This window comes from Aestuariivirga sp., from assembly GCF_044238155.1.
Lineage (GTDB): Bacteria > Pseudomonadota > Alphaproteobacteria > Rhizobiales > Aestuariivirgaceae > Aestuariivirga.
In genome coordinates this window covers 1-20,055 of the sequence record NZ_JBIIDX010000050.1, presented here as the reverse complement: position 1 = coordinate 20,055, position 20,055 = coordinate 1, and the positions used below count along the sequence as shown (strand labels likewise).

Here is a 20,055-nt window from a genome sequence, read left to right as displayed (position 1 = left end):
TTGCCCAACAGCCAAAACCCATCCCACATGTGATTGGTGACCGAGCAATACTTCTGCACCTCCCACAGCTTGGCGACCTTGAGGATCGACAGTGGGTTTTCCTGCCCGTCCACGATGCCGGTCTGCAAAGCCGAATAGACCTCGGCGAAGTTTATCGAGGCCGGGGCGGAGCCAAAGGCTTTGAACATCGAGGTCCAGAGCGGCGACACTGGCACCCGGATTTTCAAGCCTTCAAGGTCGGAAGGCGTTTCAATTGGAGTGGTCGAGGTGGTGATCTGCCGGAACCCATTGTCCCAGATCGTGTCCATCACTATGAGACCGCTATCTTCGATCTGACCGCGTGCATAGGCGCCCAGATCGCCGTCCATAGCTTTCCAGACGGCATCATAGTCAGGAAAGGCAAAACCGATCCCATTGATCGATGCGTTGGGAACCAGCGTCGACAGGATCAACGGCGATAAGAGAAAGAACTCCACCCCACCTGCCCGTAGCTGGCCTAGCACGTCGGTGTCAGCACCCAGTTGGCTGGACGGGAAGATCTGAATGTCAACGCGCCCGCTAGATTCCTCCAGGATCGCGGCGGCGGCTTCGGCGCTGCGTATATTGCTGGGGTGGGTCAGCGGTTGGTTGTTGGCGAATTTAAAGGTAAACTCAGCAGCCTCGGCGTCGGCGCGACGCACAAAGGGTGCGGCAAGCAGGCCGACAGATACGGTTGCACCTATCAAGGCACTTCGGCGGTTTATGGTCACAAGAGTTCCTCCGGGGGATGTGCCGAACTCTATTGAAAACGCCAAGAGTGGCGTTGCTGGTTAAACGTTATGCGGCATCAGCGAGGCGGTCAATCGCCGGGGTGACGGTTTGAACCGCCCCGGTTTTCATTCGGTCGGACAATGGCCCGGAAATGGTCGCCAAGGTCCTGCGCCAGTGGCTGTCAGGGCTTGGCACGAAGAGCTTGTACATTGAGCCTGGATCACCCTGGGAGAACCGCTACTGCGAGTCCTTCAACGGCAAGCTCAGGGATGAATGCCTCCGGTCTTAGGCAGCAAGCGCACCAAGTTTCAGATTGAGCATGTTTGGCCGATGCTTGATGCTCCCTGGCATGGCTGAAGCACTGATTATCCAGACACTGAAAGACAAGCGCGCCGAGATTAATGGGCGGATTGCAGCTTATATGGCGCAGATTGCCCAGGCGAAGCACGACCTCGCCCACATCAATGCTTCAATCCGGCTGTTCAGCGAGCCTGACCGTCAGCGCGCGACCTACATGGTAAGCCATGGCTTCTTTAAGAAGGGCGAGATTGCCGACATATGTGTGCGGCACGTCAGGAGTGACGGCGAGTTGTCGACGCGCGACCTTGCCGAGAGGGTGATGGTCGAACGCAATCTCGATGTGACGGACACGACGCTGCGCAATTCGGTCGTCTTCAAGGTTGTGCAGGCACTGAGGCACGCCGCCCGCCGTAAACTTGTACGCATGGTCGAGAAGCGCAAGGGCACATGTGTCTGGGCTGCTGGCGAGTCTGTCAGCTTGCGCGTCGCTGCCAATAACCGGACCAGGCCTACTGACGGGCACGGTAAGGGCGGCCCGGATCAACCTGTCTGCCAACGCACCATTACTCTCCGAGCTATGATCCTCAAGCCAGGCGGCGTGCCTGGCATAGCTTGCGAGATACTTGCCGCTCACCGCATGATGCTGTCCGCGGATCATCCGACGGAGACGTGAGAAGTAGCTCTCGGCGAGATTGGTGTTCACCCCGTTCTCGCTATAGGCTTCGGAATGATTGACCCGTCTGAGATCAAAACGGTCGGCCAGCAGATCCCAGTGAGCGACTTCATCTGCGGACACGGAAGAACCGGGCTCGATCCGCTCCTGCGCAAAGAAAACTCCCTCGGCTTCGCGCAGAAAGGCTCGCGTCAGCGTGCGGCCGCCACGCTGGCGCAAGATAACAATCACGCTGCGCTTGCCAGTGCGATTTTGCAGCAGCCTTCGATCGACCCTATCTGTTCTGATGTTTGCCGGGCGGACGTGGCCGCCAAAATAGGCGCCATCGATCTCAACCTCACCCTGAAGGCGTGTTTCAGCCGTCTCCTTCGCCATGGCGCCTCACGGAGTTTATGTATCAGCATAAACGCCGTCTTGTATTGGATGTTGAGGTCCCGGCTCAACTGAACCGCAGATAGTCCCTTCGAAGCATTTACGAACAGGCAGATCGCGCCGAGGAGATCGACGAAGGACAGCTTGTGTGAGGCGAAGATCGTGCCGGACGTGGCGCTGAACTGATGGCTGCAGGCTGCGCATTTGAAGCGCCGGCGCGCCTTCAGATCGTACACCTCAAGACAGCGGCACCGAGGACAGACAGGGGCTCCGTTCGTCTCCGGCCAACGCAACGCACAGAACCGCCGATAGGCCCTATGTTCACCGCCCGCGAAGATCGCTTTCAGCGAAAGCGTGCGTGCTGCGGTCGAGAGAAGAAAGTGCTGCGCCATGAACACACGCTCCTAATTAATGTTCATGGTGTGTTCCATCTACCCAAAGAGCAACAGAAATTGAACTTACCGAATACTCACTCGGTATCAATGGCTTGCGCCGCAATTGGTGCGCTTGCTGCCTAAGACCGAATGCCTCAATGGCGAGATCTTCTACAACCTCAAGTAAGCCAAGGCGGTCATCGAACAATGGCGCATCTATTACAATACACGAAGGCCGCATTCTGCCCTCGGTTACCGTCCTCCAGCGCCCGTGACCATCGCACCGCCACCCGCACTCGACGGAACCGCAAACATGCAATAGCATATCATTGCGTCTGGTACAAAATGTCGGGCAGGCCAGAGAGAGGGAACAGAAAACACGATGAACTGGCTCGTTCTGGTGCTTGCTGGCGTCTTTGAGATTGGCTGGCCCATCGGTCTAAAAATCGCACACAGCCCAGAAAACCGATGGATCGGGCTCCTCATCGCGATCCTCTGCATGTTCATCAGTGGAACCTTGCTCTGGCTGGCCCAGCGCGCGATCCCCATCGGCACGGCCTACGCCGTGTGGACAGGCATCGGTGCGGCGGGCACATTCCTTGTGGGAGTCTTCGCCTTTGGCGATGCAACCTCGCTTCTTAGGTATCTTGGGATTGTCTTGATCATAGCGGGGGTAGCCGCCTTGAAGCTGGGATGACCTTCGCTATAGTCAGGCTTCCAATGCTGTGGTCTCCAAGGATATCCCATTCAAATGCTTGCAAAAATCTGCTTCTAGAGGGAGTTTCAAATGTCTGATTCAAGCCCCTATTCGTCACAGCAATTTCATAGTGATGAAGCAGAAAATGAGATCTCCAGGCTAGAAAATCAGGCTCGTGTAAGGTGGCCCCAAGAAGTGGTTATTCTACGCAATGCTGGATTAAAATCAGGCACAAGCATTGCCGATATCGGATGCGGTCCTGGATTCATTACAGAATTTTTGGCCAAAGAAGTCGATGCATCAGGCTTGGTTGTGGGCATTGAGAAAAATGAAAAGCTCTTTAATGTCGCAAAGACTAGGAATGCTAAATATAATCAAGTTCGAATAGTGAATAATGATGCATGCCTTTTGACTGGAATGGAAAATGATGTTTTTGATCTTGCTTATGCGAGATTTATTTTACAGCATCTACCTGACCCCAATAAAATGCTGATTGAAGCTAAAAGAATACTTAAGCCTGGTGGGAAATTGATTGTTATGGATTCTGACGATTCACTTTTCCATATAACACCATATCATAAAGAAATGGTTGAATTTTTATCGGAAGTTTCAAAAGGCCAAATCAAATATGGCGGAGATAGAAATATAGGCCATAAAATCCCATGCATGCTGCATGATGCCGGTTATATAAACATCAACACGTCAGTATATACGTTTACATCAAAAAATATTAGTTCTCATGAGTTCCTTGATATAACAACAAAATTCAAGATCGACTTGTTGGATGCCTCCTTAAAGGAGTGGGGGGCAAGTATCATAAACGATATTTATCGTAAATCAGAGGATGTATCATTCTTTGGCTCAGCAGGTGTATATTGTGTGGTAGCTGAAAAGTGACGTGGCTAAAGACAGCTATTGGAAAAATTATGAGCGTTTGATCGTCGCCTGTGAACAATTCCCAACCCGTTGATTTCAGACTCTGATCGCGTCGTTTGTAGTCTTCGTGTTTTCAGGAAAACGGTTTGTGGCTGTGGTTTCCTTGCAAATTGATTTCGCGATTGAACTAACCCGCTACTGCGGGAGAAGTCTGGAGCGCATTTACGGCTGAGGTTTCCTGTCTGAGGATTGTGGTTGTTGCAGCCCAACCCATAAGACAGGAGTTTCCCAATGGCCGATATCAGCCCTCTTCGCCATCGGATGATCGAGGACATGACAGTCCGCAACTTGTCTCCGGCGACTCAGCGATCCTACATTCATGCGGTGTCGAAGTTCAGCCGTTTCTTTGTAAGCGCCGTCTACGCCCCATAGAGTTTCCGGTTGGGTGGTGTCCAGATTCTTTCGCACATTTTTTCAAGCGACGGCGGCTTCGGTTGGGTTTTCGTCAGCCTGGAACAGTGGCCGCATGTTCATGTAGCGCTTCGTTGACCACTGTGTTCCCGCAATGTGCCGCAGACGGGTTGCCGCAAGATTGAGGCAGGATTGACCGTCCGGGAATGCGCCGACCACTCGTGTCCGACGCCGGATCTCCCTCATGATGCGCTCCAGCGGATTGTTGGTCCTGATCTTGTGCCAGTGGATGTCAGGGAAGGAATAGTAGGTCATGCGCCATATGAGTTCGGCGTGAAGGTCTCGATCGCCACCGCCCTGCGGCGCTCAAAAGGCGGGCAGTTCGCCCTCCATGCCATGGCGCTGCCCGGGAACCCCTATGACGGCCATACCCTGGCAACCGTCATCCCGGACATGGAGCGGACCATCGGCAACGGCATCACCCGCACGCTCGCCGATGCCGGCTACCGCGGCCACAACGCACCGCTCTCACACAGGTGGACACCTCCGGAAACTGGCCATTGAGCGGTGTTTCGGTTTGAAACCCGGGTTGTTTGCGCCGGAATTTGCATTTTTTGAGTTGATGGTGCGCCCGGTTTGGGCCTTTGCTAGGCTCCTCGCCCCTACGCGGGCACACTCCGGCCGTTGAGCCAGCACCATCGCTTCATGTTGAAGACCATGTTGGCGAGCGTGACGGTGGCCTTAGCACGCGGCAGCCCTATCGTCCTGATGAAGAGCTTCATGCGGTCCTTCTGCTCGGCAAAGACATGCTCGATCCGCGCCCTGATCTGCGACTTCGTGGCATTCCCTCTGGCGATCGGCTTCGGCATCGGCTTGCCCTTTGGTTTCTTGTGATGAATGCGGCTGACCTTGCCGACCTTTGCCAGAAACGCCTCGTTGGCAGCCGAGCGATAGGCAGTATCCGCCCAGACCTCCGAGGCGGTATTGGCCGGGTCGATCAATCCCTCCCGCAGCCGGGCGCCGTCATGGGCGGCCGCGTCTGTCACCAGGTTCCGGCGGATGAGGCCATGGCGCCGGTCGATCGAGATATGGCTCTTGTAACCGTAGAAAGGGATGGCAATGTCGATCTGGGGCTCATTGTTCTCCTTTGGCTTCGCCTTGGCGAACTTCACCGTCCAGCGGGCATCACAATCCTTCTGGCGCAGCCTGGCAGGCTGGTCCTTCCACTCCTCTGGGATCTCACCCGCCTGGATGGCCGCCTTCTCACCTTCGGTATTGCGTTGCTTCGGGGCCGCCACCAGGGTGGCATCGATGATCTGGCCGCCCATCGGTAGATAACCCGCCGCGCTGATCGTCTGGTCCAGCATCTCGAAGGCCTTCTCCAGCGCCTTTGCGGCAATCAGCGCTTCGCGAAAGTCCCATAGCGTATTGGCATCCGGAACCGTATCACCGGGCCCAAGTCTGCAGAACCGCATCCAACTAAGCCGATCTCGCACCATGTAGCTCGTCTGGGCCAGCGACAGACCGTGCAGGGATTGGAGAACCAGCATCTTGAACTTCAGCACCGGATCAAAGCCGGGGCGGCCACCTTTGCCTCCAGCACTGCGCACCAACGCCGTTCTCAGCACTGGCCGGAACACCTCGAAATCAACAGTGGCAGCCAGCTTCTCAAGGGGATCGCCTTCAGCAGACAGTTCCTTCAGCCGGTCTTCGACATCCCCAAAGCCGCTCTGCCCCTGCATCGATCCTTCTCCTCCACGCCGATGCCAGTCAGAGAATCACAAAACTCAATGCGCCGCCAGTTTCCGGAGGCGTCCAGGTTCAAGGTCTTCACCTCGGGCCAGAAGCGCCGCATGACGCCTGCCATCAAGCGTGAGATGCGCCGTCGCTCCTCCGTCGAGCCCGTCATCGGTCACATCAAGAACGGCCACCGCATGGACCGCAATTATCTCGCTGGGCAACAGGGCGACGCCATCAACGCCGTCCTCGCCGCCGCCGGATACAACTTCCGCCTCCTCCTCAACTGGCTGAGGCTTCTCTTGTGCCTGATCGTCAGCGCGATCCTGCACAGGTCACAAGCCGCCGTGAAACTTCAAGCCGCGTGAAAGCGGATTGTTCACCGCGGACTAAACCGTGAGCGCCATATGCGTTTCGGGGTCTGCCAGGTAGCTTGTTAGGCAATCCAGAAACTGGCCGATATGGTAGCCATCGATGAGCGCATGATTAGACTGAATGGCCAACGGGATCATTGTGGCTGACTGCTGCTGGTAGAACTTTCCGATGCTCACGACGGGAACTGAAGCATGGTGGCGACTATAGGGCATTGTGATTGCCGTGAAGCTGTACCATGGCACCACACTGACGGTGATGTGCCCCTGGTTGGTCAGGTCGAACCCCGGTATCTGTCCTGCCTGCACCTCTCGCCGAATTGCCATGTTAGCTTCATAGCACGTCGCGAAATTGTCCGCGTGCCGACCCAGTATGAAAGCCACTACCTTGAAAGGTGAGAGCATGGTGTAGAAGGGAACCACAAAATCATACTCCTCGATCCCCTCGCTGGCGATCCTCTGGCGGAATTCCGGAACCTGATTAGCCGCCCTGGTGACAAGCAGTGTCATGACAAGGGAGAACACAAGATCGTGCTTCTTGACATAGTCCAAAGCGCGAGTGATGTCGATTTGTACAGTGCGGGAGTGTACGGGAACATCAAAGGACTTGAAGTAATTGAAGAATGCCCGTCTTGGATAAGCATCCATATCAATGAGCCTCGGGGTTGGCGCCAGTATCCTCTCGTTCATTTAAGGTCATCCCTATTCTATCGTTCTTACCCATACATTCAGAATCTTCACTATTCCTGAGAATCTTGTGCTGCCTACCTTCAATCCTCATTGTTTTTTTCGAACCAAAATCATATTCGCTTCTTAAGGCCAATGCGTATCAGCGCGCGCACCCTATGAGGGTGGATCTATAGAAATCCGTAGTCTCTTCTCCAACGTCAATTCTCGTCCATCGTTTTGGCCATGCATGAATTTGGGCATCTGGAAAGCAGCAACCCCCTTTGGTCTGCGCACCATTAACTGCGCCCATAACGGGTAGTGTGGTTAAAAGGATTTCTTGATCCAATAAAACCCTTACCGCTTAACTAATCAGCAGCCTATCGGTTAATTAACAATTACGGCTAATGGGCCGGGGCACGGTTTCCTAAGGAGGTCCGCTGCGCTACTAATCGCATCGACGGAGGTAGAGCATGGACCGATAGAATGGGCTGGAACCGGTTGTGAAGTAAGCGCCGTCTACCCCCAATTGGATATCCCGCTTCCGCCGTCACCGCACATGAGGGGAACTTGTCCGGATTCAACAGGTGGAGACGGCAATGGTGGATGTTGCGGATGGATTCAACGGGCATATAGAGATCGTTCGTCGAACACGGGGCTACCGGCGCTGGCCGGATGACGTGAAGACTCGGAGTCTTCATCGCCGTCGACCATTGCTCGGGCGAGTTGGTTGGAATCCACGCCTCTTCCAGCTCCAGCCGCTGGAAGGCTCTCGAGCCGATCCGGCAGGGGGTGGCGAAGCACTTCGGTGCGGTAACGGAAAGCGTCGCTGCCGGTCTGATCCTTCACCACGACAACGGTTCTAACTACCTTGCCGATGACTTCCAGGACGAGATCGAATTCCTCGGGATCGAGATCTCTCCCGCCTTCGTGCGTCAGCCATAGGGGAACGGTGTCGCGGAGAGGGCCATCAGGATGCTGAAGGAGCAACTGCTCTGGGTCCGGTACTTCCCGACCATAGAGGCACATCGCAAGGGGCTCGCCGAGTTCGCCGATCTCTATAACGCCTCGTGGCTAAGCGAGCGCGATGGACACAATCAGGTCAAGCCCGAACAGAAGGCCCTTGCACCCGAAGTCGCCACGGAGTTCAAATTGGCGGCATAATAGGCGCAGTACGCTGTCTCATAAACGTAACCCGGTACAACAATTATAGCTAAGCGGGCTTGTTCAGTTTTACTTTTGGCGGCCAGCAACAAGGACAAACCCCTGGTTTATGGAATGCCTTGACCAAGCTCAGTTTGACCTGTTTATTCTGTGCTGCCTGCTTGTGACGCGTGAGATTTAGGCGAAGGTAAACGGTCCTTAGCAGAAAGACACCACGCGATCGTGATCATGACCAGGCAGGTGGTGGTGAGCTTGTCGGTAGGTAACCTTTGCTTTAGCTTGGGTCAGGTAAGGTTTGTTAGATTGATCCCCTCTATGCGCCCAGCACAGTGTACTGCATCACAAAACCTGAAAGTGACATTGCCATGGCGTTGCAGCAGGACCTAGACCAATTACTGGAAGCGCCCGATACTCGGGAACAGGCTTCCTCTCAACCGCGCCAAGTCGCTCTCGCACGGGTTTGCGCCTGGCAATCAGCATTGCGCCTTGAATAAGAAGGCTACTTAGATGACAGATACGTCTTACAATGATCTGAGAAAAAAGTTCGAGGTCATGCCGATCGATGCATTCAACCCAAGCGATCCGCTGATCTATTTTTATCAACTCCACGACTCTATGTTTGCTCGACTCAGGCGTGAGAGGCCGGTGCATTATTGCGCGCACAGCGATTTCGGGCCATTCTGGTCGATCACGAGGTATCGGGATATTGTCGAGATTGAATCCAACCCGGAGGTATTCTCATCAACTGGTGGATTTACTATCGTTGACATTCCCCAGAGCCCCACGGCCCGTTCCTTTATGACAATGGATCCGCCGGAGCACCGAGAGGTGCGCCAGGCAGTGACGCCGTTGGCATCTCTCAACAATCTCAAGATGCTAGAGAGCGTCATTTCCGAACTTGTTTCCCAAACCTTGGATGGATTGCCACTTAGGGAGCCTTTTGACTGGGTGAGCCGTGTGTCCGTCGAGATCACCATAAAGGTTCTCGCAGTGATGATGGGTGTTCCGCAAAGTGACTCATCGAAGCTGCAGAAGTGGTCTGACCTTGCGTCCACTATTCCTCAGCCTGGCGCCAAGGTCACTGATCTGCAGAGCTATTATCAGGAATTGCAGGAATGCAGATTTTACATTGAGCGCCTTTGCAGAGAGATGGCTGGACGTACCGATCTGTTTAATATCGCGTCAATGCTCGTGAATTCGAAGCAGTCTCGGTCATTGAGCAACGAGGAAGTCTTCCTGAACATGTTGATCCTTCTTCTTGCCGGAAATGATACGACACGTCACTCCCTGACCGGCGGCGCCCTTTTCGTCGAACAAAACCCTGATCAACTGGCGATGTTTTATGCAAACCCCGATTTGCTCAGTCCCTTTGTATCTGAAGTCATTCGTTATCAGACGCCAGTCGCTCACATGCGCCGCACGGCTAAGTCCGACGTCGATTTCCACGGGCATTCGATTAAGAAAGGCGACAAGGTCATACTCTGGTATGTCTCTGCCAACCGGGATGAGGATGAAATCGAGACGCCAGAGCGGTTTAACATCAACCGCAAGGATCACGACCATCATCTCGCCTTTGGTCATGGTCCGCACCGCTGCATCGGCAAGAATATCGCCTTGCTGGAGCTTAAGTTATTCTGGGCAGAGATGGCGCGGCGAAAACTCAAGGTCCGCACACTCGGTCCTCCGGAGAGGGTGAAGTCGTGCATCGTCAACGGTTATTCGTCACTCATGGTGCAGCTCGAGAGCCTTGGGTGACACGCCACAATCCGTTTTCCATATGCAACAGATTCGTAGCTGGCTTCCTTCACTCGAAAACAGGCTTGGACATCGACATGGACGCCCGGTTTCATTCGCTATTGGTCGAAATCATTGCGCCGAACACTTGATCTTTACCGTGCATCGTCGTCAGTCTAACCGGTAAATAACTAGCAGGGCTTCCCATAAATAGGCATCGACAATGTGTTGCAGATCATCGGGTGCGGAATCGGTTGGTCACTTGATGCTAGAGATTGAGATAAAGTGCGAGCATGTCTTGGTTGGCGCGGATGAGTTTAAGCGATTGAATGCGCGCAAGATTGAAGAGCAATCGGCAGGATAACTCTGGTTTGGTCTTCATCAGGCGTTCCAGCCTCTGCCGCGAGATAGAGGCTAGTTGCACGTCCGTCACGGCGATGAAGTCAGTGGACCGTATCGTTCCCGTAAACAAGCCCACCTCGCCAAGAACCTGCCCTTGGGAGAGTCTGAACGAAGGCAACTCGCCATCTAGCCGGCGCTCAAGGACTTCTCCTTCTACAACGACATACATTTCGTCATCTTGCTGCATGGTTTGGAGTATGTGCTGGCCTGCAGCAACGTTGAACAGCTTTCCCGCTGCCGTGATGTCCGTGATGTCCTCCGCTGACATTGACTGAAAAATGCTGACCTGCCCATAGTCTGATGTCTCGGGTGATGCTCCTAATGCCAGCATCTTGTTGAGAGTCACTTCAGTGTGGTCTGAAACAAAGGCATTGAGTTTGTCCCCGTAGGTGTCGTGGAACCAGGCTACGGATGGGTGCTCACCCGTACAAAGCTTCCGTTTGGCCAATTGCTTCAGCGTTGGAGATTTGATTGCTTCGAGATGACGCCAGTCACGGACGACGGATATAATGGGTGTCGTGAAGCCAACGTCGTCCGCATAGGTGGGGGAATAGACCTGGAATCCGATATGCGAGTAGAATTCGATCAAATAGGTCGAGCAAATTGAGAACAGGAAGTCGATATCATCGTCCAGCAAATCTGAGTATATCTTTGACATGATAAGCGCAGCCGCGAGTGATCCTCGATATTGTGGCAAAATCGCAAACTGCGACGCAGCTGCCAGAGCATCCGGAAACGTCTCTAAGAATGCCTCTATCTTCCATGCCTCGGCCACTTCGCCAGGAATCACTTTTCGAAAGTCGCAGTCGCGAGAATAGATCGTTCTCACGGTTGCGATCACTTCGCCATCTTTAATAGCCACATAGATATGGGCGTAATCGTCAACAATGTCCCGGGAGCTACTGAATTCGTGGTCTTTTTCCTCAGCTCCATAGCCTCGCTCAGCCGCAAAGACTTTATAGCGCAACCGGAAGGCCTGCTGAGCGGCTTCATCTGTTGATTTGCATCGAAGTATATTCATACTATCCTCTGCAGAAAACGCTTTGCTGATGTTTAGACAATTGTCCCGCCATCAGCCAAATTAAATCGGTCCGTGATCGAAGAAAAGATTAGACGTGTATTCACCTCGTCTAAGCCTCCCCCTCTGGCAGGGTGGTTGTCCATCTGTCTAATTCCCAAATAGGACCCTGAGGCGGGCGGCGAAGAGGAAGAAGACGTGGCGTATTCATTGGAACGGAAAGTAGCCGTGCTGGCGAAGATGTTGCCGCCAAACAATGTTCCCCTGCAGCAACTGTCGCAGGAAGAAGGAATTTCAAAGAGGACGCTCTGCATATGGCGGGCGGAGGCCAGGGCGAAGGGCAAGCTGTTACCCGATGGCAATGCCGGTCCGGAAGGCTGGACCGCCCGGGACAAGTTCGCTGCGGTCATCGAAACCGCCGCGATGAACGAGTCCGAGCTTGGCGAGTACTGCCGCCAGCGGGGGCTGTATCCCGAGCAGCTGCGGGTCTGGCGGGAGGCCTGCGAGCGGGCGAATGACTGGGAAAAGACGGCTTCGACCCGGATCGCACGCGAGACGAAGGACGACAAGAAGCGTATCCGTGAACTGGAGCGGGAACTGGCGCGCAAGGAGAAGGCCCTGGCCGAGACGGCAGCCCTGATGGTCCTGCGAAAAAAAGCCGAGGCGATCTGGGGCCCCGCGGAGCGCGAGGCCGAATGACCTCTGCCCCTGATCGCCAGGACATCGTTGCCCTCATCACCGAGGCTGTGGATGCTGGGGCGCGGGAAGGCGTTGCCTGCTCCGAACTCGGCCTTCATCCCCGGACATATCAACGCTGGAAGGGTGCGGATGGCGAGGTCATGCAGGACCTCCGCCTTCTTGCCAAGCGGCCAAGCCCCGCGAACAGGCTGAGCGAGGATGAGCGGGACCAGATCGTCGCCACGTGCAATGCGGCGGAATTTGCCAGCCTGCCACCCAGCCAGATCGTGCCTCGGCTGGCTGATCGCGGCACCTATATCGCTTCGGAATCGAGCTTCTACAGGGTGTTGCGGCAGCGGGGACAGAACCACAGGCGTGGACGCGCCCGGGCAGCGACACGATCGAAACCGCCGGCGACCTTCGAGGCAAAGGGCCCGCGGCAGGTCTGGTCGTGGGACATCACCTGGCTTCCAGGGCCTGTGCTGGGACTGTTCTATTACCTCTACCTCATCGAGGACATCTTCAGCCGGAAGATTGTCGGCTGGGAAGTTCACGCGCGTGAAGGCGCCGAACTGGCCGCCCTGCTTCTCGAGCGCGCGGTCTGGGCGGAGGGATGCCTCACCAGCCCTCTTGCGCTGCATGCCGACAACGGCAGCGCGATGAAGGGCGCGACCATGAAAACCACCATGGAGCGTCTCGGCGTCATTCCATCCTTCAGCAGGCCGCGGGTGTCGAACGACAATCCCTTCTCCGAGGCGCTCTTCCGGACCTGCAAGTACGTTCCGTCCTGGCCTCAGCGCGGCTTCGCGACCATCGAGGAGGCGCGCGCCTGGGTTCATGCCTTCGTCCGATGGTACAACACCGAGCACAGGCATAGCGCCATCCGCTTTGCTACCCCGGACGCCCGGCATCGCGGAGAAGACCTCACCCTGCTGCGAACCCGACACGAACTCTATCAGGCCGCCCGCGCCAGAAACCCGGCACGCTGGTCGGGCAACACCCGAAACTGGGACCCCGTCGGGTCCGTCTGGCTCAACCCAGAGCGTCCCATGGCCGAACACCAGCGAGACGCAGCGTGAAACAAGTTCAGTGGACAACTACTTCGACAAACACCGAGCTTGCGCGATAGATTGTTGTCAATGCCCCAGGCAAGGCAAGCAGCCGCGATGAGAAGGCTGCCCCAGCTCAGTCGTAGGCCCTCACCGCTCCATGAGAGGATGGCAGCGCCGGCGAGGATCGCGGCGGCGCCCAGGATCAGACGGCCATCGACATTCTCGCGGAAGACCATCCATGCGATCGCCATGGTGGCGACCCCTTCGAGATTGAGAAGGAGGGAAGCCGAAGAAGCATCCGTCGCCTGCAGACCGAACATCAACAAGACCAGACCTGCGATACCGCCTGCCGCCACAACACCGGTGAGCCATGGCAGATCACGGAATTGCAGAGGGGCCTCTGGCGGCCGGGGCGAAAACGCGGCCCGAATCAGGAAAAACAGCGACAGGCCAATCCCGGCGCCTAGATAAAGGATGCCGGCCAGAAGCCAGGGATTGACCGCCCCCAGGAGCAGCTTGGAGAAGGGCGTCGATGCGCCGAAGAGAATGGCGGCGCCGAGCGCCAGAGGCACCCCGGGAAACCACACTCTCCGCTGTTCCATTATCTGTCTCCGCGCTGACTCGGCTGGTTGTCCCCGCCACAGACCGTTAAGTCAACGTGTTCAGGTCCGGCGGGTGTCCGCGCGTTTCATAATTCTGCCTGAAAGGTCCAATTAACGGGAGGTGACGTAAGGGGCGACGATGGCAAGGGAATCAATAGCAGCGGGGCAGGGACGGTGCGGGCGCGCCCGTGGTCTCTTGGCCGTGGCTGCCATTCTGGTGGTTCTTGAACCCATCATAATCGCGCTGTCCTGGCTCCGGAGTCGGCACAGGCAAGTGGCTGTGGCCCTGATTGCGGTCTGCCTGGCATCCGCTCCTCTTCCTCTGGCCTCTTCCCATGACACGCTGACGATTTCGACTGCGGAAGCTGCCCGGCACGCCGTGCTCGTTGCACAGGAAATCGCTGAGCATGGCCACAGCCATGACGATGGCGAACCCCACGAGCAGTCGGCCGGTCACCTGCATGGGCATGACCCTGCCGACCATTCCCATCAGGCCGTTTTCCTGGCTGGCACCTCGAGCAACTGGTGTCTGCCACCTTCGCGGCACTGGTCCGCCCTCATCGGTGAACTGCCTGACCCGGCAACGGGCTTCGGAATTGAGCGGCCGCCGAAACAGGCGATGTCTCTCTGAGAGCCTGGGCCTCTGGGTCCGTTCCAACAACTACACCGAGACATCACAATGCAACTGCCTCATGACCGGGGCGACTCTCTTCCACTTGGCGTGGACTTGAGACCGTTCCTAAGCTTCCTGCTGGCGATCTTCTCCCTCACGCTTCTGTCCACGGCTGCGCTGGCGCATGCCGTAGCCGAAGGCGACAAGGGCTATATCCAGGAGATCTCCGGCATCAACATCCTGCCCTTCATCTATCTGGGCGCCAAGCACATGGTGACGGGATATGACCACATCCTGTTCCTGTTCGGCGTCATCTTCTTCCTCTACCGGCTGAAGGACATCGGGCTTTATGTGACTCTCTTCGCCGTCGGCCACTCGACGACGATGCTGCTGGGCGTCTACTTCAATATCGGTATCAACAGCTATATCATCGATGCCATCATCGGGCTGTCGGTGGTCTACAAGGCACTCGACAACATGGGGGCCTACCAGCGCTGGTTTGGCTGGCAGCCCAACACCAAGGCCGCCACGCTGATCTTCGGATTTTGCCATGGTTTTGGTCTGTCATCGAAGATCATCGATTACAACATCGCGCCCGACGGCCTGCTGCCGAACCTCCTCGCCTTCAACGTGGGTGTCGAGATCGGCCAGTTGCTCGCCCTCTCCGCCATCCTGATCGTCATGGGCTACTGGCGGCGCACCGACAGCTTCTGGCGGCATGCCTACAGCGCCAACACGGTGATGATGACGCTGGGCTTCGTGCTCATCGGCTATCAGCTCACCGGCTATTTCGTCTCCTGAACATTCGAAGAAGGATAAAGATCATGTACAACAGTGATATCCCGACCCGCGCCGAACTGCCGACCACCAGGCAACTGCTGCGCTCCACCGTCATTGCTATCGTTTCCGCAGCCGCCATTCTGGTGGCAGTGGTTCTGCCGGCCGAATACAACATCGACCCGACAGGCATCGGTAAAGCGCTAGGGCTCGCCGAGATGGGCGAAATCAAGCAGCAGTTGGCTGAGGAAGCCGAGCGCGACCGACTGATGGACGAACAGTCGCAGCAGGAGGAGCAGGCCCCGGCGACGTCTGTGAGCGGCCAGCAGTCAAGCCTCTTGGGCGAGATCCTCTCCGGTCTCTTCATCAGCTCAGCCCAGGCGCAAGAAGCCGCCGCGGTCCGCACCGATACCACGACCATCACGCTGAAGCCGGGCGAGGGCACGGAAGTGAAGCTCAGCATGTTGAAGGGTGCCAAGGTGAAGTTCGCATGGACCGTAGAAGGCGGTGTGGTGAACTTTGACATGCACGGCGACGGCAATGGCGAGGAAATCAGCTACGAGAAGGGTAGGGCCGTTCCGGGCGCCGAGGGTGTCCTGGAAGCGAGCTTCGATGGCAATCATGGATGGTTCTGGCGCAACCGCGGCAAGGCCGATGTGACGGTCACCCTGAAGACGGATGGCGACTATTCCGAGATCAAGCGGGTGATGTAGCCCACCCGTGAAGGATCTGCCCGCCGGGATCGCTCGGCGGGCAACTGTTTTATTAGGCCCACGTGGTCATTTAGCAGAGGTGATGTTTAGATCCGGGGCGGGGATTCGAAAAGCAAGTAATTCCTCCTTGAATAAAATCAATAGCTTGCGAGGAAAGAGAGTTGGCTGCCAGCACCGTTCCCTCCGCCATTTAGCCGTTCGGCAAAGCTCTCTCCCGGAAATCCGGGCGCTGAAAATCCCCAATATTCGGGGGCTAATTCGCGCGAGGCTGTTGACTGCCAAATGGCTGGCTAGCGCGGAAATAAACTCTCTCGGACCGATATTCTCCAAAGCTCCTGACTGCGCGAAAAAAGTACGGCGACGACAAGTGTATGGAATAAAACGTAATTTTTAGATCATTGTCACCGTACTTTGGCACGGCCAAGCGCCACGCGAGAGGGTCCGGGATCGAATCTGAGCAGTCAATGGGCTCGACCCCTCACAAACGGTTCACCGACTCAAGCGACAGGTCGGCCACAAGCTTCTTCAGCCGACCGTTCTCAAGCTCGAGCTGTTTCAGCTTCCGGGCCTGCTCGACGTTCAGACCACCGTATTCCTTCCGGTACAGGTCGTAGCTCTGCTCGGTCAGACCCGCTTCCTTGCAGGCTGCCGCAACGCTCTTGCCCTGGCTTTGCAACACCTCGACCTGCCGCAGCTTCGTGACGATCTGCTTGGCTCCCAACCTCTTCTTCGGCATAGGCTTTCTCCTTTCCAGGCTATATTCTCGCAATTCGCCTGGTTCAGAAAATGCCGGTCAGGTCAATGATCGATAACACTGCCTAGCCCGATCCGCGCAGTTAATTGAGGGGGGCTGATAGCTTTCCGCGCAACCGGTCCTGTTGTCGTGTCGCAACCATACGATGACCGTGCCATTCGAAATGGCGACCGAAAAGCCCCGCAACATAGACTGCGGGCAGAAGTGCGTCCCGCATTAGGAGTGCCGACAGCGCGCCCGGCCAGCCAGCAGCGCGGATCAGGAGCAGCTCTGCAAGATACCAGGCGGCAGCAAAGATTAGCGCAGGTACAGCGCTACTGATGCCCAGAACACCAGACGCCAGACAAAGCGCAAGTAAGGGCGGAAGTCCTCCAGCAAGAAATTCCGGCAAGTAGAGAATCGGAAAGCTTGCCCGGCGAAGACGTGCCCACCGCACCTGGCGCTTCCAGACCTGAGATATACTGCGTCGTCCGATGAGCTGTGGAAATGGACCGGCAAGCCGAATCCTCATACCTTTACTGCGCATCATCTTTGTAGCGGCGGCATCTTCAGCGGGCTCGCTGGCGAGCTTGATAAAGCCGCCATGCTCGAGGTCGACACGCCGAAAACACAGGGTCTTACCCTGGGCAAAACCAAGGCCCAAGGTGTCAAGCGAATATTGTATTCGCGCCTGATAGGAGTTGAGAAACGCGCACTCAAGCTCAGCCCAGACTCCCTGCGGCGCCAAGCCAACGGGCGGTGCTGACACCATCCCATCACCTTCCTGGAGCAAAGCGGCCAGTTCATCGAGATAGTGCGCTGGCATTAAGACGTTGCTATCAACGAAAACAAGGTGGTTGAAGCGTGCCGCTCGAAAACCCTTAGCCATGTTGTTCAGCTTTGGATTCGCGGAGATTGCGTCATCGCCAATCAGAACAGTTGCAGAGCGATCAGGGTGTGTCGCGATCAGTGACCGAACCAGAGGCAAGACTGAATCATTCTTGTCTGCAACACAGAAGATCACTTCGTAATCAGGGTAAGCCACCAAGAAGGTGGATTGCAGGGTTTCTGCTGAAAATGGCTCTAGTCCGCACAAAGGTCGAATGATGGAAAACCCGGGTTGAGACGGATACGCAGTTTTACGAAATGACGTCTTGAACCTATAATGCGCCAGCGCGCAGGTGACGAGGTGGACAAAAAGTGCCGCGGTAGAAAAGAAAAGAAATAGCCAAGCCAAAATCACCATCAATTGCGTTTACAAAAGCTCCTTGACGATCTCATGACAGACCATACTGATTGAGGCTGCAATATCGTGTCTAGACCTTCATCAATATGTCATCGCCATTCGCGATAAGATCAAGACGGAGAGTCGTGATGCCGCAGCTTGGTTCTGATCCATATCTTCATCCTGCCACTGTAGTGAGGAACAGCAAATTTGGCGCCTTTGTGGAGATCGGCGAGGGTTCTCACATTCTCGAATCCGTTTTGGGAGATTACAGCTACACGGCCCGCTACGCGGACATTGCTTATTCGCAGCTTGGTCGATTTGTGAATGTGGCGGCTTTCACCAGAATCAATCCCGGTGAACATCCCTATCACCGGGCATCACTGCATCACTTCATGTATCGTTCCAGCTACTATTGGCGAGATGAACCTGATGAAGAAGAAGTCTTCGACTGGCGCCGGTCAAGACCCGTGAGGATTGGTCATGATACGTGGATTGGACATGGCGCTGTCATCATGAAAGGCGTCACCATCGGCAACGGCGCCATAGTCGCCGCCAAGGCGGTTGTGACGAAGAATGTTGATCCTTATGCGGTGGTGGCGGGTACGCCAGCAAGGCTGGTAAAGTGGCGTCACCCTCGTGGCATAGCCGAGCGCCTCCAGGCTTTAGCCTGGTGGGACTGGTCGCATGACCGGCTTCACTCCGCGCTGACTGACTTCCGCGCCTTGTCTGCGGAAGCATTTCTTGAGAAATACGAAGGGGTTGGCACTGTCATTCAGCCGTTACAAACGGCTGTTTAATGAAGTCATGATTGGTATTTCTTTAGAGAATACCCAAGCGTCCCGAGCGGCTTGGGTGCGCATTCTATCCTTGTCGGCCTGGGAAGATCTTGGAGCTGCTGCACGTGAGATCGCCGAGGAGCCTCACTATATTCTCCGTGCTCCCGAAACAGGCCTGGTTATGCTGCGCGGACGCATGGGCGCCACCGGCGCGCCCTTCAATTTTGGAGAGGCAACCGTAACTCGCTGCGCTGTGCGGCTTTACGGTGGCTTCGAAGGCCATGCCTATGTCATGGGCCGCAACTCGAAACATGCTCAACTCGCAGCGCTGTGTGACGCGCTGCTGCAAGACCCAGCTCGCACAGCAACCGTTGCTAGAAACGTAATCGCACCGCTTGAGGCAAAGCTGATCAAGGTCCACATGACCCAGTCTGCCAAGGCAGCGGCCACAAAAGTCGATTTCTTCACAATGGTGCGCGGTGATGATTGAGCACACCTTTGCCAATGTTTCAGTAGATTCAGCGCAGACCTTTCGCGCCATTATGCAGGCCATGGCACGTCCGGGTACGCGACAGCCCGTCAATGCGACTCTCTCTGCTCCGGAACCGCTTCTTGACAGCACAGCTGCCACAGCTCTTACCCTCTGTGACTTCCAGACGCCCATATGGCTCGGCCCCGGGCTGGATCATGACAACATCCAGCGCTATCTCAGATTTCATACCGGCGCGCCGATCGTAAAGCAGCCACACGAGGCATTATTCGCGCTTCTGCTCAGCGGCTGCGATATCCCAAGTCCGGCACAGTTCGCACAGGGCACGCATGAGTATCCAGATCGCTCGGCAACCCTGATCGTGCAAGCCACCGGACTGGTGGGCGAAACCGTGACGCTTTGTGGTCCCGGCATCACAATGCCTCGTGTTTTTGGCGTGGCAGAATTGACGCAGAGCTTCTGGTCCGCCATGGCCATCAATCATGCGGGGTTTCCGCTGGGTGTCGATGCTGTGTTCACAGCGCCGGGCCTGATCGCCGCACTGCCACGCTCGACCGCAATCCGCCTAAAGGAGGCTGTCTGATGTATGTCGCCGTAAAAGGTGGCGAACAGGCGATTGATGCTGCCCACCGCCTGCTGGCTGAGGAGCGTCGCGGCGAGCGGAGTCTGCCATCGCTAACGCTTGCGCAGATCGCTGAACAGCTGACCTTGGGCGTCGACAGGGTGATGAATGAGGGATCTCTCTATGACAGGGAACTTGCTGCACTCGCCGTCAAGCAGGCCCGTGGTGATCTGATCGAGGCGATCTTCCTGATTCGCGCAACACGCACCACGCTGGCACGCTTTGG

18 protein-coding genes and 9 pseudogenes are annotated in these 20,055 nt (G+C 56.0%); 18 read left to right on the top strand and 9 right to left on the bottom strand.

Annotated elements, in window-relative coordinates; genetic code table 11:
• Nucleotides 1-749: TRAP transporter substrate-binding protein (locus ACILRN_RS07130; RefSeq protein WP_395686856.1), on the bottom strand; the 749-nt coding region annotated here is incomplete at its 3' end.
• Between the two features lie 119 nt (nt 750-868).
• Between ACILRN_RS07130 and ACILRN_RS07125 the strand changes: the two are divergent.
• Nucleotides 869-1,030, top strand: a pseudogene (locus tag ACILRN_RS07125) (integrase core domain-containing protein); the annotation flags it as partial.
• A gap of 493 nt (nt 1,031-1,523) precedes the next feature.
• Here ACILRN_RS07125 and ACILRN_RS07120 read toward each other — a convergent pair.
• Nucleotides 1,524-2,487 (bottom strand): annotated as a pseudogene (locus ACILRN_RS07120) (IS1595 family transposase).
• A gap of 124 nt (nt 2,488-2,611) precedes the next feature.
• On the opposite strand from ACILRN_RS07120, the pseudogene ACILRN_RS07115 reads away from it, so the two are divergent.
• The 4 genes and pseudogenes from ACILRN_RS07115 to ACILRN_RS07100 all read left to right on the top strand — a co-directional run.
• Nucleotides 2,612-2,791 (top strand): annotated as a pseudogene (locus ACILRN_RS07115) (transposase); the annotation flags it as partial.
• 60 nt (nt 2,792-2,851) lie between these two features.
• Nucleotides 2,852-3,166, top strand: coding sequence for a DMT family transporter (locus ACILRN_RS07110; RefSeq protein ID WP_395686855.1), 315 nt, complete (start codon nt 2,852-2,854; stop codon nt 3,164-3,166).
• A 90-nt stretch (nt 3,167-3,256) separates the two neighbouring features.
• Complete coding sequence (locus tag ACILRN_RS07105; RefSeq protein WP_395686854.1) at nt 3,257-4,063, top strand: methyltransferase domain-containing protein; 807 nt, start codon at nt 3,257-3,259, stop codon at nt 4,061-4,063.
• A gap of 270 nt (nt 4,064-4,333) precedes the next feature.
• Nucleotides 4,334-4,450: pseudogene (locus ACILRN_RS07100) on the top strand (phage integrase N-terminal SAM-like domain-containing protein); the annotation flags it as partial.
• 66 nt (nt 4,451-4,516) lie between these two features.
• Here the strand turns inward: ACILRN_RS07100 and ACILRN_RS07095 are convergent.
• Nucleotides 4,517-4,753: pseudogene (locus tag ACILRN_RS07095) on the bottom strand (transposase); the annotation flags it as partial.
• Between the two features lie 12 nt (nt 4,754-4,765).
• Here ACILRN_RS07095 and ACILRN_RS07090 point away from each other — a divergent pair.
• Nucleotides 4,766-4,993: pseudogene (locus ACILRN_RS07090) on the top strand (IS5/IS1182 family transposase); the annotation flags it as partial.
• Nucleotides 4,994-5,115: 122 nt separating this feature from the next.
• On the opposite strand, the gene ACILRN_RS07085 reads toward ACILRN_RS07090, so the two are convergent.
• Nucleotides 5,116-6,195 carry an IS5 family transposase gene (locus tag ACILRN_RS07085; protein ID WP_395686853.1) on the bottom strand — a complete coding sequence of 360 codons (1,080 nt, stop codon included), beginning with the start codon at nt 6,193-6,195 and terminating at the stop codon, nt 5,116-5,118.
• A gap of 72 nt (nt 6,196-6,267) precedes the next feature.
• On the opposite strand from ACILRN_RS07085, the pseudogene ACILRN_RS07080 reads away from it, so the two are divergent.
• Nucleotides 6,268-6,558, top strand: a pseudogene (locus ACILRN_RS07080) (transposase); the annotation flags it as partial.
• A 21-nt stretch (nt 6,559-6,579) separates the two neighbouring features.
• Here ACILRN_RS07080 and ACILRN_RS07075 read toward each other — a convergent pair.
• A complete protein-coding gene (locus tag ACILRN_RS07075; RefSeq protein WP_395686851.1) occupies nt 6,580-7,251 on the bottom strand; it encodes a CatA-like O-acetyltransferase in 672 nt (223 codons plus the stop codon).
• Between the two features lie 675 nt (nt 7,252-7,926).
• On the opposite strand from ACILRN_RS07075, the gene ACILRN_RS07070 reads away from it, so the two are divergent.
• The 3 genes from ACILRN_RS07070 (at nt 7,927) to ACILRN_RS07060 (ending at nt 10,146) form a co-directional block, all read left to right on the top strand.
• Entirely contained in the window at nt 7,927-8,172 is a 246-nt protein-coding gene (locus tag ACILRN_RS07070; protein WP_395686861.1) for a hypothetical protein, read from the top strand.
• A gap of 30 nt (nt 8,173-8,202) precedes the next feature.
• Nucleotides 8,203-8,391, top strand: a complete 189-nt coding sequence (locus ACILRN_RS07065) for a hypothetical protein (RefSeq protein ID WP_395686850.1) — start codon at nt 8,203-8,205, stop codon at nt 8,389-8,391.
• Between the two features lie 507 nt (nt 8,392-8,898).
• Nucleotides 8,899-10,146 (top strand): cytochrome P450, encoded by a 1,248-nt coding sequence (locus ACILRN_RS07060; RefSeq protein WP_395686848.1) that lies wholly within the window; start codon nt 8,899-8,901, stop codon nt 10,144-10,146.
• Nucleotides 10,147-10,393: 247 nt separating this feature from the next.
• Here the strand turns inward: ACILRN_RS07060 and ACILRN_RS07055 are convergent, their stop codons facing one another.
• Nucleotides 10,394-11,548 carry a cyclic nucleotide-binding domain-containing protein gene (locus ACILRN_RS07055; protein WP_395686846.1) on the bottom strand — a complete coding sequence of 385 codons (1,155 nt, stop codon included), beginning with the start codon at nt 11,546-11,548 and terminating at the stop codon, nt 10,394-10,396.
• Nucleotides 11,549-11,785: 237 nt separating this feature from the next.
• Between ACILRN_RS07055 and ACILRN_RS07050 the strand changes: the two genes are divergently transcribed.
• Nucleotides 11,786-13,302, top strand: a protein-coding gene (locus ACILRN_RS07050) for an IS3 family transposase (protein ID WP_395686859.1) whose coding sequence is annotated in 2 segments (ribosomal slippage) — nt 11,786-12,229 and nt 12,232-13,302 — 1,515 coding nt in all. Because the reading frame shifts where the segments join, the coding sequence is not laid out codon by codon here.
• A gap of 35 nt (nt 13,303-13,337) precedes the next feature.
• Here the strand turns inward: ACILRN_RS07050 and ACILRN_RS07045 are convergent.
• Nucleotides 13,338-13,877, bottom strand: a pseudogene (locus tag ACILRN_RS07045) (DMT family transporter); the annotation flags it as partial.
• Nucleotides 13,878-14,016: 139 nt separating this feature from the next.
• Here ACILRN_RS07045 and ACILRN_RS07040 point away from each other — a divergent pair.
• From ACILRN_RS07040 to ACILRN_RS07030, 3 genes are read left to right on the top strand one after another with little or no spacing between them, the layout of a single operon-like run.
• Entirely contained in the window at nt 14,017-14,508 is a 492-nt protein-coding gene (locus ACILRN_RS07040) for a hypothetical protein (RefSeq protein ID WP_395686845.1), read from the top strand.
• Nucleotides 14,509-14,556: 48 nt separating this feature from the next.
• A complete protein-coding gene (locus ACILRN_RS07035) occupies nt 14,557-15,291 on the top strand; it encodes a HupE/UreJ family protein (protein ID WP_395686844.1) in 735 nt (244 codons plus the stop codon).
• A 23-nt stretch (nt 15,292-15,314) separates the two neighbouring features.
• Nucleotides 15,315-15,980: a transmembrane anchor protein gene (locus ACILRN_RS07030; protein WP_395686842.1), complete on the top strand. Its 666-nt coding sequence runs from the start codon at nt 15,315-15,317 to the stop codon at nt 15,978-15,980.
• 496 nt (nt 15,981-16,476) lie between these two features.
• Here ACILRN_RS07030 and ACILRN_RS07025 read toward each other — a convergent pair.
• Nucleotides 16,477-16,716: pseudogene (locus ACILRN_RS07025) on the bottom strand (transposase); the annotation flags it as partial.
• Between the two features lie 100 nt (nt 16,717-16,816).
• Complete coding sequence (locus ACILRN_RS07020) at nt 16,817-17,959, bottom strand: glycosyltransferase (RefSeq protein ID WP_395686857.1); 1,143 nt, start codon at nt 17,957-17,959, stop codon at nt 16,817-16,819.
• A gap of 128 nt (nt 17,960-18,087) precedes the next feature.
• Here ACILRN_RS07020 and ACILRN_RS07015 point away from each other — a divergent pair, with 128 nt between their 5' ends.
• From ACILRN_RS07015 to ACILRN_RS07000, 4 genes are all read left to right on the top strand, one after another.
• Entirely contained in the window at nt 18,088-18,738 is a 651-nt protein-coding gene (locus ACILRN_RS07015; protein WP_395686840.1) for a DapH/DapD/GlmU-related protein, read from the top strand.
• Nucleotides 18,739-18,745: 7 nt separating this feature from the next.
• Nucleotides 18,746-19,207 carry a phosphonate C-P lyase system protein PhnG gene (gene phnG / locus ACILRN_RS07010; RefSeq protein WP_395686838.1) on the top strand — a complete coding sequence of 154 codons (462 nt, stop codon included), beginning with the start codon at nt 18,746-18,748 and terminating at the stop codon, nt 19,205-19,207.
• On the top strand, nt 19,200-19,790 hold the full coding sequence (phnH, locus tag ACILRN_RS07005; protein WP_395686836.1) for a phosphonate C-P lyase system protein PhnH: 591 nt from the start codon (nt 19,200-19,202) through the stop codon (nt 19,788-19,790). The genes phnG and phnH overlap by 8 nt, the downstream gene beginning before the upstream one ends.
• The coding region (locus ACILRN_RS07000; RefSeq protein ID WP_395686834.1) for a carbon-phosphorus lyase complex subunit PhnI at nt 19,790-20,055 on the top strand (266 nt) is incomplete at its 3' end. The genes phnH and ACILRN_RS07000, both read left to right, overlap by 1 nt.